At 73.3% G+C, this 15130-nt stretch carries 17 protein-coding genes and 1 tRNA gene; 9 read left to right on the top strand and 9 right to left on the bottom strand.

Going from position 1 to position 15130, the window contains the following annotated elements; translation table 11 throughout:
• Window positions 1-183: 183 nt before the first annotated feature.
• Window positions 184-717 carry a toxin-antitoxin system HicB family antitoxin gene (locus tag DAI17_RS13940; RefSeq protein ID WP_107773787.1) on the top strand — a complete coding sequence of 178 codons (534 nt, stop codon included), beginning with the start codon at window positions 184-186 and terminating at the stop codon, window positions 715-717.
• Between the two features lie 81 nt (window positions 718-798).
• Entirely contained in the window at window positions 799-1620 is an 822-nt protein-coding gene (locus tag DAI17_RS13945) for a DUF4097 family beta strand repeat-containing protein (RefSeq protein ID WP_107773788.1), read from the top strand.
• 141 nt (window positions 1621-1761) lie between these two features.
• Here the strand turns inward: DAI17_RS13945 and DAI17_RS21805 are convergent, their stop codons facing one another.
• Window positions 1762-2004 (bottom strand): SIP domain-containing protein, encoded by a 243-nt coding sequence (locus tag DAI17_RS21805; protein ID WP_199905123.1) that lies wholly within the window; start codon window positions 2002-2004, stop codon window positions 1762-1764.
• On the opposite strand from DAI17_RS21805, the gene DAI17_RS13955 reads away from it, so the two are divergent.
• The gene (locus tag DAI17_RS13955) at window positions 1917-2576 is read left to right on the top strand and encodes a DUF4097 family beta strand repeat-containing protein (RefSeq protein WP_107773789.1); all 660 of its coding nucleotides are present in this window, start codon (window positions 1917-1919) and stop codon (window positions 2574-2576) included. The genes DAI17_RS21805 and DAI17_RS13955 overlap by 88 nt on opposite strands.
• Window positions 2577-2717: 141 nt before the next feature.
• Here DAI17_RS13955 and DAI17_RS13960 read toward each other — a convergent pair whose 3' ends face one another.
• The 6 genes from DAI17_RS13960 to dcd form a co-directional block, all read right to left on the bottom strand.
• Window positions 2718-3683 (bottom strand): siderophore-interacting protein, encoded by a 966-nt coding sequence (locus tag DAI17_RS13960; RefSeq protein ID WP_234412502.1) that lies wholly within the window; start codon window positions 3681-3683, stop codon window positions 2718-2720.
• Window positions 3680-4513 (bottom strand): ABC transporter ATP-binding protein, encoded by an 834-nt coding sequence (locus DAI17_RS13965; protein ID WP_107773791.1) that lies wholly within the window; start codon window positions 4511-4513, stop codon window positions 3680-3682. The genes DAI17_RS13960 and DAI17_RS13965 overlap by 4 nt, the downstream gene beginning before the upstream one ends.
• Window positions 4510-5577 (bottom strand): FecCD family ABC transporter permease, encoded by a 1068-nt coding sequence (locus DAI17_RS13970; protein ID WP_234412503.1) that lies wholly within the window; start codon window positions 5575-5577, stop codon window positions 4510-4512. Before DAI17_RS13970 ends, DAI17_RS13965 begins: the two co-directional genes overlap by 4 nt.
• Window positions 5574-6617 carry a FecCD family ABC transporter permease gene (locus DAI17_RS13975; protein WP_107773792.1) on the bottom strand — a complete coding sequence of 348 codons (1044 nt, stop codon included), beginning with the start codon at window positions 6615-6617 and terminating at the stop codon, window positions 5574-5576. Before DAI17_RS13975 ends, DAI17_RS13970 begins: the two co-directional genes overlap by 4 nt.
• Complete coding sequence (locus DAI17_RS13980; protein ID WP_159081542.1) at window positions 6614-7660, bottom strand: iron-siderophore ABC transporter substrate-binding protein; 1047 nt, start codon at window positions 7658-7660, stop codon at window positions 6614-6616. Before DAI17_RS13980 ends, DAI17_RS13975 begins: the two co-directional genes overlap by 4 nt.
• 96 nt (window positions 7661-7756) lie before the next feature.
• Window positions 7757-8332: a dCTP deaminase gene (dcd, locus tag DAI17_RS13985; RefSeq protein ID WP_107773794.1), complete on the bottom strand. Its 576-nt coding sequence runs from the start codon at window positions 8330-8332 to the stop codon at window positions 7757-7759.
• Window positions 8333-8386: 54 nt separating this feature from the next.
• On the opposite strand from dcd, the gene DAI17_RS13990 reads away from it, so the two are divergent.
• From DAI17_RS13990 to DAI17_RS14005, 4 genes are all read left to right on the top strand, one after another.
• Window positions 8387-9160: an SGNH/GDSL hydrolase family protein gene (locus tag DAI17_RS13990; protein WP_107773795.1), complete on the top strand. Its 774-nt coding sequence runs from the start codon at window positions 8387-8389 to the stop codon at window positions 9158-9160.
• A gap of 16 nt (window positions 9161-9176) precedes the next feature.
• A tRNA-Gly gene (locus DAI17_RS13995) sits at window positions 9177-9252 on the top strand.
• Window positions 9253-9583: 331 nt separating this feature from the next.
• On the top strand, window positions 9584-10867 hold the full coding sequence (locus DAI17_RS14000) for a C39 family peptidase (RefSeq protein ID WP_107773796.1): 1284 nt from the start codon (window positions 9584-9586) through the stop codon (window positions 10865-10867).
• Entirely contained in the window at window positions 10867-11949 is a 1083-nt protein-coding gene (locus DAI17_RS14005) for a hypothetical protein (RefSeq protein ID WP_107773797.1), read from the top strand. Before DAI17_RS14000 ends, DAI17_RS14005 begins: the two co-directional genes overlap by 1 nt.
• Here the strand turns inward: DAI17_RS14005 and DAI17_RS14010 are convergent.
• The gene (locus tag DAI17_RS14010) at window positions 11946-12950 is read right to left on the bottom strand and encodes an App1 family protein (protein WP_107773798.1); all 1005 of its coding nucleotides are present in this window, start codon (window positions 12948-12950) and stop codon (window positions 11946-11948) included. The two genes, DAI17_RS14005 and DAI17_RS14010, sit on opposite strands and share 4 nt — an antisense overlap.
• Before the next feature lie 37 nt (window positions 12951-12987).
• Between DAI17_RS14010 and DAI17_RS14015 the strand changes: the two genes are divergently transcribed.
• On the top strand, window positions 12988-13611 hold the full coding sequence (locus DAI17_RS14015; protein ID WP_107773799.1) for a DUF2461 domain-containing protein: 624 nt from the start codon (window positions 12988-12990) through the stop codon (window positions 13609-13611).
• Window positions 13612-13614: 3 nt separating this feature from the next.
• On the opposite strand, the gene DAI17_RS14020 is transcribed toward DAI17_RS14015, so the two are convergent.
• Entirely contained in the window at window positions 13615-14289 is a 675-nt protein-coding gene (locus DAI17_RS14020) for a hypothetical protein (RefSeq protein WP_107773800.1), read from the bottom strand.
• Between the two features lie 151 nt (window positions 14290-14440).
• Here DAI17_RS14020 and DAI17_RS14025 point away from each other — a divergent pair, with 151 nt between their 5' ends.
• Entirely contained in the window at window positions 14441-14977 is a 537-nt protein-coding gene (locus DAI17_RS14025) for a hypothetical protein (protein WP_107773801.1), read from the top strand.
• The last annotated feature ends 153 nt before the right edge of the window (window positions 14978-15130 follow it).

Here is a 15130-nt window from a genome sequence, read left to right on the forward strand (position 1 = left end):
AACCCCGGTCAGGCGGTGTGGCCACGCCGGACATCATCTGTCGCTCAGCAGTTGTGTCCGCGTGTCTGCGCGCCGCCCGCCGACGCAGCCCGATACCGGTCGCACCGTTCGACAGCGGTCGCGCGGCGCACTGACACCATCAAGACCTTGTCATGACGTCACTGTGATGTCATAGTGGTGCGCATGGACATCACGCCGTACGTCGACAGCCTCCGCCGCGACCTCCTGGCCGCCGCCGAGGCCGGGGGCGAGGAGGCCCGCCAGGTCGCCGAGCGCCTCTCCTACGCGCTGGACGCCAGCGCGCGGCTCGCCCTGATGGAGGCCATCTCGCAGGCTGCCGCCGAGATCAGCACCGAGCTGCCCCAGGGGGGCGTGGACGTGCGGCTGGCCGGCCGCGAGCTCGACTTCGTCGTCGAGGTGGCTCCCATCGCCCCCGCTCCCCCGGCACCGCCCGCGCCGCCTCGCCCGGAGGAGGCCGAGGAGGGCGACCTCGCCCGCATCACGCTCCGGATCCCGGAGTCCATCAAGACCCGGGCCGAGGAGAAGGCCAACGCCAGCGGCCAGAGCCTCAACACGTGGCTGGTCTCGGTCATCCGGGCCGCGACGTCCGACCACGCCATCAACGTCGACATCGACCTCTCGAGCATCCCGTTCTTCGGCCGCGACCCGTTCAAGGGAGGCAACCGCGGCAACCGCCGCATGACCGGCTGGCTCTGACCAGCCCCGCAACGTCCGTCAGGCACCCGAGCGATCCAGCACCCAGGCTGGACCGTGGGCCGAGCACACCCAGGAGCTCCCATGGACCACACCTTCGAGACCCCCGACCCCATCGAGCTGTACGTCGAGGTCGGCCGCGGGCACGTCGACGTCACCGCGACCTACACCGACCGCACGACCGTCACCGTGACCGGTGACCACGCCGAGGACCTCCTGGTCGAGCAGCGCGAGCGCCAGGTCGCCGTGATCGCCCCGCGCAGCAACGGCTTCCTCACCGGCGGCAACCGCCGCTACTTCGTGTCCGTCACCCTGCCCACCGGCAGCGCGCTCGCCCTCAAGACGGGCAGCGCCGACACCCGCGCCGAGGGTGAGTACGCCGCCACGTGGGCCAACACCGGCAGCGGCGACCTCAGCGTCGAGCGGGTCACCGGGCCGCTCGAGGTGCAGGCCGGCAGCGGCGACCTGTCCTTCGACGAGCTCACCGGGGAGGGTCGCATCAAGAGCGGCTCGGGCGACGTCCGCGTCGGCCGCGCCGCGGGCTCGCTCACCGTCTCCACCGGCAGCGGCGACGTCCTGGTCGAGCACGTGGCCGGGGAGCTCGCCGTCAAGACCGGGTCCGGCGACGTCCGGGTGGGCGAGAGCAGCGACGACGTGTCCTTCTCCACCGGTAGCGGCGACCTGCAGGTCGACCTCGCCCGCCGCGGCCGGTTCACCGTCAAGGGCGCGAGCGGCGACGTCCGCCTCGGCATCCCCGCCGGCACGCCGGTCTGGACCGACATCACCACCGTCACCGGACGCATCCACAGCGAGGTCGGCGGCGCCGGCGAACCGGCCGACGGCCAGGACCACGTCGAGGTGCGCGCCCAGGTCGCCACCGGCGACATCACCCTCCAGCAGCGCTGACCGGCAGCCCCACCAACCCCAGCACCAGGAAGGAGCAGACCATGAACGGCATCACCGAGATCGAGCTGATCGCCCGCCACCACCGTGACCAGCGCCAGCGCGCCGCCGCGCGCCGCTGGACCCGCAAGGCGTGAGGGAGCGTCAGGACCTCATCGCGACGCCCCGACGCCAGTAGCCCATGAACGCCACCTGGCGCCGATCCATCCCCAGCTCCCGGACCAGGTGTCGGCGCAGCCCGGTGACGACCGTGGACTCCCCCGCGATCCAGGCGTAGACGCCGTCGAGCGGTCGTCCCGATCCCCTCGAGGGATCGCCGCCCGCCGCGGCCTCGATCTCCTCACCGGAGGAGGAGTACGACGGGGTCTCCCACAGGTCGGGGTCCACCTCTCAAGACGGGCAGCGCCGACACCCGCGCCGAGGGTGAGTACGCCGCCACGTGGGCCAACACCGGCAGCGGCGACCTCAGCGTCGAGCGGGTCACCGGGCCGCTCGAGGTGCAGGCCGGCAGCGGCGACCTGTCCTTCGACGAGCTCACCGGGGAGGGTCGCATCAAGAGCGGCTCGGGCGACGTCCGCGTCGGCCGCGCCGCGGGCTCGCTCACCGTCTCCACCGGCAGCGGCGACGTCCTGGTCGAGCACGTGGCCGGGGAGCTCGCCGTCAAGACCGGGTCCGGCGACGTCCGGGTGGGCGAGAGCAGCGACGACGTGTCCTTCTCCACCGGTAGCGGCGACCTGCAGGTCGACCTCGCCCGCCGCGGCCGGTTCACCGTCAAGGGCGCGAGCGGCGACGTCCGCCTCGGCATCCCCGCCGGCACGCCGGTCTGGACCGACATCACCACCGTCACCGGACGCATCCACAGCGAGGTCGGCGGCGCCGGCGAACCGGCCGACGGCCAGGACCACGTCGAGGTGCGCGCCCAGGTCGCCACCGGCGACATCACCCTCCAGCAGCGCTGACCGGCAGCCCCACCAACCCCAGCACCAGGAAGGAGCAGACCATGAACGGCATCACCGAGATCGAGCTGATCGCCCGCCACCACCGTGACCAGCGCCAGCGCGCCGCCGCGCGCCGCTGGACCCGCAAGGCGTGAGGGAGCGTCAGGACCTCATCGCGACGCCCCGACGCCAGTAGCCCATGAACGCCACCTGGCGCCGATCCATCCCCAGCTCCCGGACCAGGTGTCGGCGCAGCCCGGTGACGACCGTGGACTCCCCCGCGATCCAGGCGTAGACGCCGTCGAGCGGTCGTCCCGATCCCCTCGAGGGATCGCCGCCCGCCGCGGCCTCGATCTCCTCACCGGAGGAGGAGTACGACGGGGTCTCCCACAGGTCGGGGTCCACCTCGTCGGGGGCTACCTCGACCACGGCGCCGGGGGTCCCGAGGTGGGCCACCACGGCGGCGTGCAGCCGCTCGCCGAGCGGGGCGTCCCCCCGCGGCAGCCAGGTCACCGAGACGCCGTCGGGGCGTCGTACGTCGAGGACGTCGCCCGCCTCCGGCACCTCCACGAAGACGGCGCCCGTGGCAGTGGGCGGCAGCTGCTCGAGCACGGCGCACACCGCCGGGACGGCCGTCTCGTCGGCCACCATGAGGAGCTCGGCGCCGGGGGCGGGCGTGAACTCGATGCCGCCGTAGGGGAACCCGCGACGCGGTGCCATCATCACGATCCGGTCGCCCGGCGCGGCCTGCGCGGCCCACAGCGAGCCGGGACCGACCGCATCGCCCTCGAGGTGCAGCACCATGTCGACCACGATCCGGGTGTCGGCCCCGGAGCCGCGGACGTCGCGGACGGTGTAGGTGCGCATGTGGCCCCGCTCCGCGCAGGGGATGTCGAACCACGTCGAGAACCAGGACTGGTCCGCGTCGGCGACCGACGTCAGCCCGCCGGTCTCGGGGTCGGGCAGCACCAGCTTGATCCGCTGGTCGTAGCGCGGCCCGTCGACGCCGAACTCCGCGAGCTCGGGGCCGCCGAGCTCCACCCGGACGAAGGACGGGCTCAGGCGCTCAGCGGTGACGACCTCCACCTCGCAGAAGAGCATGGGCAGGCGTTCGACTGTCACGGTCATCGGTCCTCCTGGTGTCGGCGGCTGTGTCGGCGGCCCACGGGGACCACGAGCGGGGTGTGTGAGACGGGGTCCTCGATCACCCGGTTGTCGAGGCCGAAGACCTCCCGGACGACCTCCTCGGTGACGACGTCGCGGGGGGCGCCCTCGGCGGCGACGCGGCCGCCGCGCAGCGCGACGAGGTGGTCGGCGTACCGGGCCGAGAGGTTGAGGTCGTGCAGCACCATCACGATGGTGGTGCCGCGGCGTGCGTTGAGCTCGGCGAGCAGGTCGAGCATCTCGACCTGGTGGGCGACGTCGAGGTACGTCGTGGGCTCGTCGAGGAGGAGCAGGTCGGTGCCCTGGGCGAGCGCCATCGCGATCCAGACGCGCTGGCGCTGGCCGCCCGAGAGCTCGTCGACGACGCGGTCGGCGAGGTCGAGGGTGTCGGTCAGCGTGAGGGCCTCGGCGACGGCCGCGTCGTCCTCGGTGGTCCAGCGCCGGAACGCGCCGTGGTGCGGGTGCCGGCCCCGGCCGACGAGGTCGACGACGGTGACGCCCTCGGGCGCGACGGGGTTCTGCGGGAGGAGGCCCAGGGTGCGCGCGACCTGCTTGGTCGGCTGCCGGTGGATGGCCTCGCCGTCGAGCAGCACGGCGCCCGACCGGGGGCGCAGGAGCCGCGCCAGGCCGCGCAGCAGGGTGGACTTGCCGCACGCGTTGGCGCCCACGATGACGGTGACCCGGCCGTCGGGCACGTGGAGGTCGAGGTCGTGGACGACGGGCCGGTCGTCGTACCCGAGCGACAGCCCGGCCGCGACCAGGCGCGAGCCGACGGGCGTGGTGGTGGCGGTCATGCCGCCCTCCTTCCGGCACGCCCGCGAGCGAGCAGCCACAGCAGGAACGGCGCGCCCACCGCGCCGGTGACGACGCCTACCGGGAGGTTGGTGTCGGGGACCAGGTAGTCGGCCACGTAGTCGGCCGAGACGACGACGACCGCACCGGTGAGCGCGGCGCCGAGGATCGTCGTACGACCCCCGTTGAGCGCCCGGGCGATCGGACCGGCGAGGAAGGACACGAAGGCGATCGGGCCGGCCGCCGCCACCGCGACCGCGGAGAGCACCACGCCCAGCAGGAGCAGCAGCTCGCTGCGGGCCCGACTCACGCCGAGCCCGGCCGCGGCGTCGTCGCCGAGCTCGCTGACCCGAAGTGACCGGGCCACCCACCAGGTGAGCGGCAGCAGGACCGCGAGCACGAGCGCCAGCAGCCGGATGGTGGGCCAGGCGACGCCGTTGACGCTGCCGGTGAGCCAGCGCAGCACCAGCTGCGCGTCGTACTCGTCGACGCGGGTGAAGACGTACTGGATGACCGACTGCATCGCGGCGGCGGCACCGATGCCGACCAGGACGAGCCGGTATCCGCCGTGCGGTCCGGCGACGAGTCGCACGACCAGGGCGACCGCGACCGCGCCGGTCACCGCGACCGCCGAGACCGGCAGTCCCTGCCACCCCCAGAGCGCGATCGCCACGACCGCGCACGCGCTGGCGCCGAGGCTCACGCCGATGATGTCGGGGCTGGCCAGCGGGTTGCGCAGCGTGGTCTGGAACAGGGCACCCGCGACCCCGAACGCGACCCCGGCGAGCGTGGCCAGCACGGCCCGCGGGAGCTTGCTCTCCAGGAGGATGTAGGTGGCGCCCGGGATGTCGGTGCCGGCGAGGATCCGGACGAAGTCGGGGATCGTGATCGTGTAGTCGCCGAGCAGCACCCGGGCGCCGAACGCGGCGACCAGCGCGACCGCGAGCCCGCCGACGACCAGTGCGGTACGCCGCCGCGGCACACGTCGGGCGGCGCGGACGACCTGGACAGCGTCCGCGATCGCGGACCCGGGCGTCACCGTCCTGGCCTCCGTCACGGCGGTCACAGCGCCCCGCTCCCGGAGCGGCCGCGACGGACGAGGAGGAGGAACACCGGCACGCCGACCACGGCGGCCGTCACCCCGACCTGCACCTCCGAGGGCGGCAGCACGACGCGGCCCAGGGTGTCGGCCAGCACGACGAGGGCGGCGCCGCCCATGGCCGACAGCGGCAGCACGCGGGCGTGGTCCGAGCCGACCAGGGCGCGGACCCCGTGCGGGACGACCAGGCCGACGAAGGCGATCGGGCCCGCCAGCGCGGTCGCGGTGCCGGCCAGCAGCACCACGGCGACGCCGAGGACGACCCGGTCCAGCGCCGTACGACGCCCGAGCCCGCGCGCCAGGTCGTCGCCCAGGGCGAGGGTGTTGAGGAGCCGTGCGCCGGTCAGGGCGAGCAGCGCCCCGACGACCAGGAACGGCGCCCCGGTGGCCAGCACCGACAGGTCCCGTCCGCCGATGGTGCCGACCTGCCAGTAGCGGAAGGTCTCCATCGTCTGCTTGTCCACCAGCAGCACGCCCGTGGTCCAGCTCGTGGCCGCCGCCGTGACGGCCGCACCGGCGATGGCGAGCTTGACCGGGGTCGCGCCGTCGCGCCCCAGGGAGGCCACGACGTGGACCAGGACCGAGGCGACGGCCGCGCCGACGAACGCGATCCACAGGAAGTCGGTCAGCGAGGAGACGCCGAAGACCGAGAGGCCAACGACCATCGCGAAGCTCGCGCCGGCGTTGGTGCCCAGGATGCCCGGGTCGGCGAGCGGGTTGCGGGTGAGGCCCTGCATGACCGCCCCGGCGAGGGCGAGCGCGGCGCCGACCGCCAGGCCGAGCAGGGTGCGCTCGATCCGGGCGATGTAGACGGAGTGGAGCGGGTCGCCGGCGTCCCAGAGCGCGGAGACGGGCACGGACCTCGACCCGACCAGCACCGACAGCGCGCAGGCCACCGCGACCACACCCACGAGGAGTGCGGTCGCGGCGGCGGCGCCGAGGCGGAGCGGAGGCCGGGTCCTCCGGCCGGCCTCCGCCCCGCGCTCGAGGACGGGCGTCGAGGTCACGAGCCGGTGACCGCCTCGACGACCTTGGGGATGACGGTGTCGATGATGACCGGGATCGACAACGGGGTCGGGTTGGTCGACGCCATCGCGAGGCTCTTGTCCGACTCGGCGTAGAAGTTGCCTGACTCGATCGCCGGGATCTGGCCGACCAGGTCGTCCTCCGCGAGCGTCTTCACGTCGTTCGGCTTCTCGACCCAGGTGAGGAGCACGTCGGACTCGAGGTCGGAGGCCCGCTCGGCGGAGACGGTGCCGTAGAACTCGCCCTCCTTGATCGCGCCGTCGACCGCGTCGGCGTCCACCATGCCGAAGTCGCGCAGCAGCGCGACCCGCGGGTCCTCCGGGGCGTAGATGCCCACGGTGGAGAGGTCGGCCGGGGTCAGGTAGCCGTAGATCAGCGACGCCCCGTCGAGCTCGGGGTTGGCCTCCCTGGCCTCGTCGATGGCGGCCTGGGTGTCGGCCTCGACCTCGGCCGCGAGGTCGCTGCGGCCCAGCGCCTCGCCGACCATCTCGAGCGAGGTCTGCCACGGCGTGGTCCAGGGGAACTCGGGGTAGGCGACGACCGGCGCGATCTTGCTGAGCTTGGCGTACTCCGCCTCGGTGATGCCGGAGTTGGTCGCCAGGATGAGGTCGGGCTCGAGCTGGGCGACCTCGTCGATCGGGGCGCCGTCGGAGTCGTCGTACCGCACGGGCGCCTCGGCGCCGGCCTCCTCGACGGCGGCGTCGAACCAGTCCGAGGACCCGGCCTCGTTGCCGCCCCACGTGAGCTTGGTGGCGCCCACGGGGACGACACCGAGGGACAGCGCGTGGTCCTGGTCGGTCCAGCCGAGGGTCGCGACCCGGGTCGGCTCCTCCTCGATCGTGGTCTCGCCGAGGGCGTGCTCGATGGTGACCGGGAAGGCGTCGGCCTCCGCGGAGGTGGTGGCGGTCGGCTCGGTGGCCGTCGCGTCGCTCGAGGTCGAGCCGGTGCTGCAGCCGGCCAGCAGCGCGGCGGCCAGGCCGACCGTGACGGCCACGGCCGAGGTCCGCAGGGAAGCGCGGTTCATGGGGTTCTCCATCTGGTGAGGCAAGCCTTAATGAGGCGAGCCTAACTTAGGGAACCCTTACCTATCTCTGGGGTCCGGAACGCGGATGCCGGCCGCTCAGATCGGGGTGCGGTGGAAGCTCTGGAACGAGCGGCTCGGCGTCGGGCCGCGCTGCCCCTGGTAGCGCGAGCCGTACTTCTCCGAGCCGTAGGGGTGCTCGCTGGGCGAGGTCAGCCGGAAGAAGCAGAACTGGCCGATCTTCATCCCCGGGTAGAGCTTGATCGGCAGCGTCGCGACGTTGGCCAGCTCGAGGGTCACGTGGCCGCTGAAGCCGGGGTCCACGAAGCCCGCCGTGGCGTGGGTCAGCAGCCCGAGGCGGCCCAGCGAGCTCTTGCCCTCGACGCGCGCGGCGATGTCGTCGGGCAGGCTCACGACCTCGTACGTCGACCCGAGGACGAACTCACCCGGGTGCAGGATGAACGGCTCGTCGCCCTCCGGCTCCACCTCGCGGGTCAGGTCGGACTGGTCGGCCGCGGGGTCGATGTGGGGGTACCGGTGGTTCTCGAAGACCCGGAAGAACCGGTCGAGGCGCACGTCGATGCTCGAGGGCTGGAGCATGTCGGGGTCCCACGGGTCCAGGGCGATCCGCCCCTGGTCGATCTCGGCGAGGATGTCGCGGTCGGAGAGCAGCACGGGGGCAGCCTAGGGCCTGCGTGGCCGCGGCCCACGGGTCTGGACAATGGGTGGGTGACCTTCCACCGCTACGTCGCCCTCGGCGACTCCTTCACCGAGGGCGTCGGCGACCCCGACCCCACCCGCCCCAACGGCCTGCGCGGCTGGGCCGACCGGGTGGCCGAGGTGCTGGCCACCCGCACCGACGACTTCGGCTACGCCAACCTCGCGATCCGCGGCCGCAAGCTCGGGCCGATCGTCGAGGAGCAGCTGGAACCGGCACTGGCGCTGCGCCCCGACCTGGTCACCATCCACGGCGGCGGCAACGACGTCCTGCGGCCGCGCGTCGACCTCGACGGCCTCGCCGCGACGTACGACGACGCGATCGGTCGCCTCACCGCCACCGGCGCGCGGGTCGTGATGTTCACGATCTTCGACCCGGGGTCGTCGGGGATCTACGCCGCCGTGCGCGGCCGGATGGCGATCTTCAACGAGTGGGTCCGCGAGATCGCGGACACCCACGGCGCCGACGTCGTCGACATGTGGCGGATGCGGCACATCGACATCGGGCAGGTCATGGACGCCGACCGGATGCACCTCAACGCCTCCGGCCATCGGCACATGGCGACCGAGGTGCTGGCCAAGCTCGACGTCCCGCACGACCTCGCCCCCCACGAGCCGCGCGAGGTCCCCCCGCTCGCCCGGCGCGAGCAGTGGTCGCAGAACGCGCGGTGGACGCGCGAGTTCCTCGGCCCCTGGATCCACCGCCGCGTCACCGGACGCTCCTCCGGGGACGGCGTGGAGCCCAAGCGACCGACCCTCCTGCCCGTGGACGGGGGCGTCGGGTAGCATTCCCGCGCACCGTGCGGATGTAGCTCAGTTGGTAGAGCGCGACCTTCCCAAGGTCGATGTCGCGAGTTCGAGTCTCGTCATCCGCTCCAGTAACCGGTATCGCGCCGAGCGCGACACTCTGCCCACCGTCGATGTCGCGAGTTCGAGTCTCGTCATCCGCTCCACGCACAAGAAGGCCCCGGCCGAGTCCCAGACTCGCCGGGGCCTTCGCCCATTTCCGGGGTAGTCCGTGACGTTCGGACCCTCGAATCGCCCGAATCAGGGTCCGTCCGTCACGGACTACCGAACTACATGGCTGTAACTCACGGCGTGTCGCTCCCGCGCTTCTCCTGTGACGGATGAGAAACTTGCGCCTTTTGTGATCAGAGGGGACAGTGTGACGGCCAGCGTCACTGCTCTTCGAACGAGGTCTTCCCCGCCATGTTCCTCTCGGCCCGCACCCCCGCAGACCCCCGTCGTACGCCGCCCCCGCAGCGCCGCCCCGGCCGTGCCGTCGCCGCCGGTCTCGGGGCCCTCGTGCTCCTCGTCACCACCGCGCCCCTGCTCCCCGACGACCGCACCGGCAGCACGGCACCCGACGTTGCGCTGCAGGGGTCCGGCCCCGCGCTCCGGACCAGTGGCGCCGTCGGACCGGGCGCCGTCACGCCCGAGATGCAGGCCGAGATCGACCGCGTCGTCAGCGAGGGCACGGCGTCCCGGGTCTCCGCCCGCTCCTCGACCGGCACCCTGGCCACCGCCGCCGCCCGGTGCGCCACCTTCGACGGCCAGCGCTACTGCCTCGGCCTCGGCTGGACCACCGCCTCCGAGCGCGAGGTGGCCGGCCGGCTGGCCGGCACCACCCCCGCCGGACGCGAGCGCACCGGCGACCTCGACCCCGCCGCTGCCCTGCGCCAGCGCGCCCGCCTGACCCCGACCGCCCGCGCCGCCGCCGAGCGCGCCGAGCTCACCGCCGCGGCCAGGTCGGTCGCCAAGGTGTGGCTGCTGCGCCACGAGATCCAGGGCGTGCCGCTCCCCGCCGACTTCGCCCGGCGCCACCCCGAGGCGCTGGCCTCCACGCAGGCCCGGGACACGACGACCACCGAGACGACCGCGGAGACGGCCCTCGCCGCCGCCTCCAAGCCCAAGAAGGCCGCCGACTACCCCGAGTCGTCCCAGATCCTCCGGCAGAAGCAGGTCCGCCCCCAGCAGCGCTACTACTGGTGCGGCCCGGCCACGGCCCAGATGATCGGCTGGGGCTGGAGCGGCTCGCGTCGCGGCCAGTCCTACTGGGCCGACCAGCTCGGCACCACGACCGCCGGCACCGCGATCACCGACATGGTGCGGGTGGTCAACGAGACCACCGGCTGGGGTGGCGAGGACTACGCCGGCGAGTACATCGTGCTCGACATCGGCGACTTCAGCTTCAAGCAGTGGTACCTGTTGATGATGCGGCACGTCCACGACTACAAGGCCCCGGTCGTCCTGCACCCGGTCCTGCTCAAGCAGTACTTCCCCTATCTCGACGACGACGCCTCCGGCCACTTCCAGGTCGGTCGCGGCTTCGACCAGAACCCGGGCGGCCGGCCCAAGATCGGCTACTTCGAGCCGTGGGACCAGAGCAAGTTCGACCCTTCCGAGCCGCGCATCGCCCGCACCCAGTGGCAGAACGCCTACAAGAGCTTCCGGGCCAACAAGGCGCACTTCCAGCACAACGTGGGCGTCTGATGCTCCCGGTCCGTACGACGCTCGCGGCGGCGCTGCTCCTCGTCCTCGGCGCGTGCGGGGGCGGGGCGGACGAGCCCGACGCCACCCCCAGCCCGACCCCGGAGGAGACGAGCGCCACCGAGAGCCCGACCGAGGGCACCGGCACGGCCGCCCCGGAGGCGGGCCCGCTGGACTGGCAGTCGACGGGCCACTCCCCCGAGGACCGGGTCGTCCGCGGCACCGCGTGGACGGCCGTGGCCTCGGAGGCCGAGGTGCGGTTCGAGCCGACGGGCGACGGCGAGCCCGTCGTCGTACCCGCCGTCGAGGGCCGCTCGGTCGACGCCGTGCTGCTCGAGGGCGACTCGGCCGTCGTGTCCTTCGCCGCAGGTGGCGAGACAATGACCGGCGAGGCCGTCCGGGTCGACCTGGCGACCGCGTCGCCGGTCGAGATCGTGACCCCCGAGCCGGCCAACGGCGGCTCCTGGGCGATGCACGCCGACAGCCTCTGGTACCCGAGCCGCGGCGAGGGCGGCGCCTACTGCCTGGCCACGCTGGCCGTCTCGGACGGCAACGGCGAGGACGGCTGGTGCGCGCCGCAGCGGACCGGCTTCAGCAACCTCACCGCCGGCGAGCACGGCGTCGGCCTGCTCACCTTCGACGACACCCGGCCCGTCGCCTGCCGCACCGCCCACGTCCTCGACGAGGCCGGCGAGCCGCGGCCGGTCGAGGGCCCGGCCGAGTGCAAGGCCTGGGACGTCGCTCCCACGGCGACCGGCGTGATCTGGTCGGAGGTCCCGCGCGAGCAGCGCCAAGAAATCGCGACCTTCCACGCGAGCGTGGACGGAGCGGTCCAGGAGCTCGGCCGGGGCACCACCGGCACGCTGGTCCCCTGCGGCGGCGACGCGTTCTTCGTCCGCGACCCCCTCCGTCGTACGGACCCCGCCCGGCTGATGCGCTGGGACGGCACGGCCGTCAGCGTGGCCTACGAGTCGGAGTCGACCGGCAACGCCTTCCTCGGCGAGCCGGAGTGCGCCGACGGCATCCTCACCGTGTCGTCGTTCGGCGAGGCGGGCGACGAGCAGGTGTGGGCGCAGGTGTCCTAGACGACGCCGAGCAGCTCCGCGGCCAGCGCCTCGCCGTCGGGGCCGCGCACCTCGGGCCGACCGTGCGCGGTGGACCCGTCGAGCTTCTCGACGGGCGTGCCGTGGGCCAGCACCTGCTGCCCCATCGACAGCTCGCGGATCGCGATGGCCCGCACCCGCTCGGGCCGCTCGCGGGCGAACTCGGAGTAGATCACCGGGTCGCGCTGCCCGTCGTCCCCGACGAGCACCCAGCGAACGGTCGGGAAGTCCTCGGCCAGCGCCCGCAGGCACGCCAGCTTGTGCTCCGGGCCGCTGCGGAACCACCCGGTGTTGGTCGGGCCCCAGTCCGTCAGGAGCAACGGCCCGCGGGGGAAGTCGTGGTGGGCGAGGAACCGGGACAGCGCCCGCGCGGCGTTCCACGGCCCGGTCGACACGTAGACGGTGGGGGCACCGGGACGCCCCTCCAGCAGCGCGGCGTACAGGTCGGCCATCCCCTCGACCGGCGTGCGGGCCTCCTCGGCCAGGACGAACGTGTTGTACGTCGCCAACAGCAGCCGCGGCAGCCAGGTCGTGATGACGGTGTCGTCGATGTCGCTGACGATGCCGAAGTCCACGTCGTCACCGACCACCAGCACGTCGGCGGTCGCGGGCTCCTCGCCCGCGACGCAGATGCCCACCGTGTGCCACCCGGGCGGCAGGCCGGGGTTGGGGAGCCGTACGTCGACGGTGCCGGCCCGGTCGGAGGTGGTGTGGAAGACGCGACCCGCCACCGTGACCCGGACGTCGGCGCCCGCGACCTCGGCGGTGACGAAGTTGCGCCACCCCCGGCGGGCGTTGTTGCCGCGCTCGCCGCGGCCGGACGGACGGTCCCGGACCACCCGGCCCAGGACGCGCAGGAAGTCCGTCCCGCCGTAGCCGTCGTACCCGACGGCCCGCGGGCGCCAGCCGGCCCTCTCCAGGACACCTCCCAGCGCCTGGTTCCAGCGGTCCTCGACGAGGGCGGCGACGTGGGGCCTGCTCATGCGTCCCGAGTCTGGCAGACCTCAGTAGGGTCGGCGGATGGGCTTCACCGGATTCCCCGTCGCCGCGCTCGACTTCTACGACGACCTCGAGATGGACAACACCAAGTCGTTCTGGGCCGAGCACAGGGCCGTCTACGAGAGCAACGTCCGCGCGCCGATGACCGCGCTGGTGGCCGAGCTCGAGGCGGAGTTCGGCGCCGCCAAGGTGTTCCGGCCCTACCGCGACGTGCGGTTCGCCAAGGACAAGACGCCGTACAAGACCCACCAGGGCGCCTTCGTCGCGGTCGCCCCGCGCACCGGGTGGTACGTCCAGGTCTCCGCCGCGGGGGTCCGGACCAGCGCCGGCTTCTACGACGCGGACGGCGCGCAGCTCGCGGCCTACCGCACCGCGGTGGACGACGTACGCCGCGGAACCGAGCTGGAGGGGATCCTCGCGGACCTCGCTGCCGCGGGCTACGTCATCAGCGGCGAGCAGCTCAAGACCGCGCCGCGCGGCTACGACCGCGAGCACCCACGGATCGGCCTGCTGCGGCACAAGCAGCTCTTCGCCGGCCGGGAGCACGGGTTCGAGCCGGTGGTGCACACCCCCGAGCTCCTCGGCCTGGTCCGCGACGACTGGCGCGCCACCCGGCCGCTGGTCGAGTGGCTGGCGCGGGCCTGAGCCTCACTCGTACCACTCGGTGCTCGTGGCCAGCTCCTGCATCTCGGCCATCGCCAGCACCGGCTCGTCCGTGACGATCTCGCCGTCCTTCTCGCCGGTGGTGTTGCGCGCGGTGACGTCCACCTGCCACCCGTCGGTCGTCGCCAGCACCAGGTGTCGTTGGAGGAAGGTGTCGGGGACACCCGTCCCGCCACTGGCGAAGGTCTCCTCGCGCAGGAGGCGGGACCCGTCCGGCAGCGTCGTGCAGTCGTCCTCCACCCCCTGCTCGCAGATGTGGCTCGGGGTGAGCGGGCGACCGCCGTCCTGCACGACCACCGGGGAGTTGTACCAGCGGATGTAGAAGGACACCTGCGCACCCTCCACGGTCAGGTGGTAGAGCCTGGCCAGGTCGCCCGAGCCGTCGTCCTCCCTCGCCACCTGCTCGACGCCGGTCGCGGCGGTCGCGGCCAGGAGCCGGCGCCCCATCTCCTCGGGCGCCACCAGCGACCGCAGCACGTCGGCGGGGGGAGCCACGTCCGGCCCACCGGTCCACGTCGGCGCGGACGTCGCAGGTCTCACCGGCCGCGGGTCGCGGGCCGTGTCGGCTCCCTCGCCGACGACGAGCGGTGACAGGGCGCCCGCGGCCCCGGCGAGGACCAGCGCGGCGATCGCGGCGCCGACTTCGTGCCTGTGGGCCATATGACTCCTCCGGTGCGGACGGTCTCACCCGTACGACGCGCCGGAGCGGTCGTCGGGTTGCAGCCCGCCGCGGACGAATGTCCGACCCGGCTGCGCGTGGCGTCCACCGCGCGTTCACCGACTCGTCCCGGGAGCCCGTCAGCGTGGCGCCATGGCCAAGCACACGGCGTACCTGCACATCGGACCCGTCGGCATCGCCGTCGACTCTGGAGTACGCGACCCGCTCGTTGCGGTCAGCGTCGTGGTCCCGGAGGTGAGCGACGACGACCTCGAGCGCGCCGACCTCGAGATCCGACGGGCCCACCGCGCGGCCGGTCGCCGGCGGAAGGACGTGGAGGGCGCGTGGGCGAAGGTCTGCCGCAGGGCGTTCCGAACCCGCTCGAACATCTTCCTCAGCCTGCCGGGGTTCGCCGAGGCCGACGCAGGTCAGGCGGCCTTGGCCCTCGACGGCCTGCACGGACTCCGGGTGCACCTCGTCGTCACCGCCGGCGCGGGCGAGCTGCCGACGGCGTGGACCCGGCTGGTGAAGCCGGAGCGGGTGCACGCGCTGGGCGCCGCCGTCACGCCTGCCGACGTCGGTGAGCAGGTCGCCCGGATCGCCCTGGCAGATGAGCACGCGCGCCTCACCAAGACCTTGGTCAGGCTCCGCCGGCGCCGCACGAGGGTCGACGAGCGCGTCGCCGCCTGACCCCAGCTCCGCCGCTGAAGTTCCACGCACCTGCGTCGAAGTCCGTGCTCGATCGCCGTGAACCGCCCCGGGTTTGATGCTCACCGGGTGGTTGTCACGCCCTGTGGGGCGTGGGGCTGATCGTAGTAGTCGTTCTCGGCCTCGAGTGGTGGT

Source organism: Nocardioides sediminis (assembly GCF_003047295.1).
Taxonomy (GTDB): Bacteria; Actinomycetota; Actinomycetes; order Propionibacteriales; family Nocardioidaceae; genus Nocardioides; species Nocardioides sediminis.

Coding starts and splice junctions, on each gene's coding strand:
- DAI17_RS13940 (WP_107773787.1), top strand. CDS start 184: ATGGACATCACGCCGTACGTCGACAGCCTCCGCCGCGACCTCCTGGCC.
- DAI17_RS13945 (WP_107773788.1), top strand. CDS start 799: ATGGACCACACCTTCGAGACCCCCGACCCCATCGAGCTGTACGTCGAG.
- DAI17_RS13960 (WP_234412502.1), bottom strand. CDS start 3,683: ATGACCGTGACAGTCGAACGCCTGCCCATGCTCTTCTGCGAGGTGGAG.
- DAI17_RS13965 (WP_107773791.1), bottom strand. CDS start 4,513: ATGACCGCCACCACCACGCCCGTCGGCTCGCGCCTGGTCGCGGCCGGG.
- DAI17_RS13980 (WP_159081542.1), bottom strand. CDS start 7,660: ATGAACCGCGCTTCCCTGCGGACCTCGGCCGTGGCCGTCACGGTCGGC.
- DAI17_RS14000 (WP_107773796.1), top strand. CDS start 9,584: ATGTTCCTCTCGGCCCGCACCCCCGCAGACCCCCGTCGTACGCCGCCC.
- DAI17_RS14005 (WP_107773797.1), top strand. CDS start 10,867: ATGCTCCCGGTCCGTACGACGCTCGCGGCGGCGCTGCTCCTCGTCCTC.
- DAI17_RS14010 (WP_107773798.1), bottom strand. CDS start 12,950: ATGAGCAGGCCCCACGTCGCCGCCCTCGTCGAGGACCGCTGGAACCAG.
- DAI17_RS14015 (WP_107773799.1), top strand. CDS start 12,988: ATGGGCTTCACCGGATTCCCCGTCGCCGCGCTCGACTTCTACGACGAC.
- DAI17_RS14020 (WP_107773800.1), bottom strand. CDS start 14,289: ATGGCCCACAGGCACGAAGTCGGCGCCGCGATCGCCGCGCTGGTCCTC.
- DAI17_RS14025 (WP_107773801.1), top strand. CDS start 14,441: ATGGCCAAGCACACGGCGTACCTGCACATCGGACCCGTCGGCATCGCC.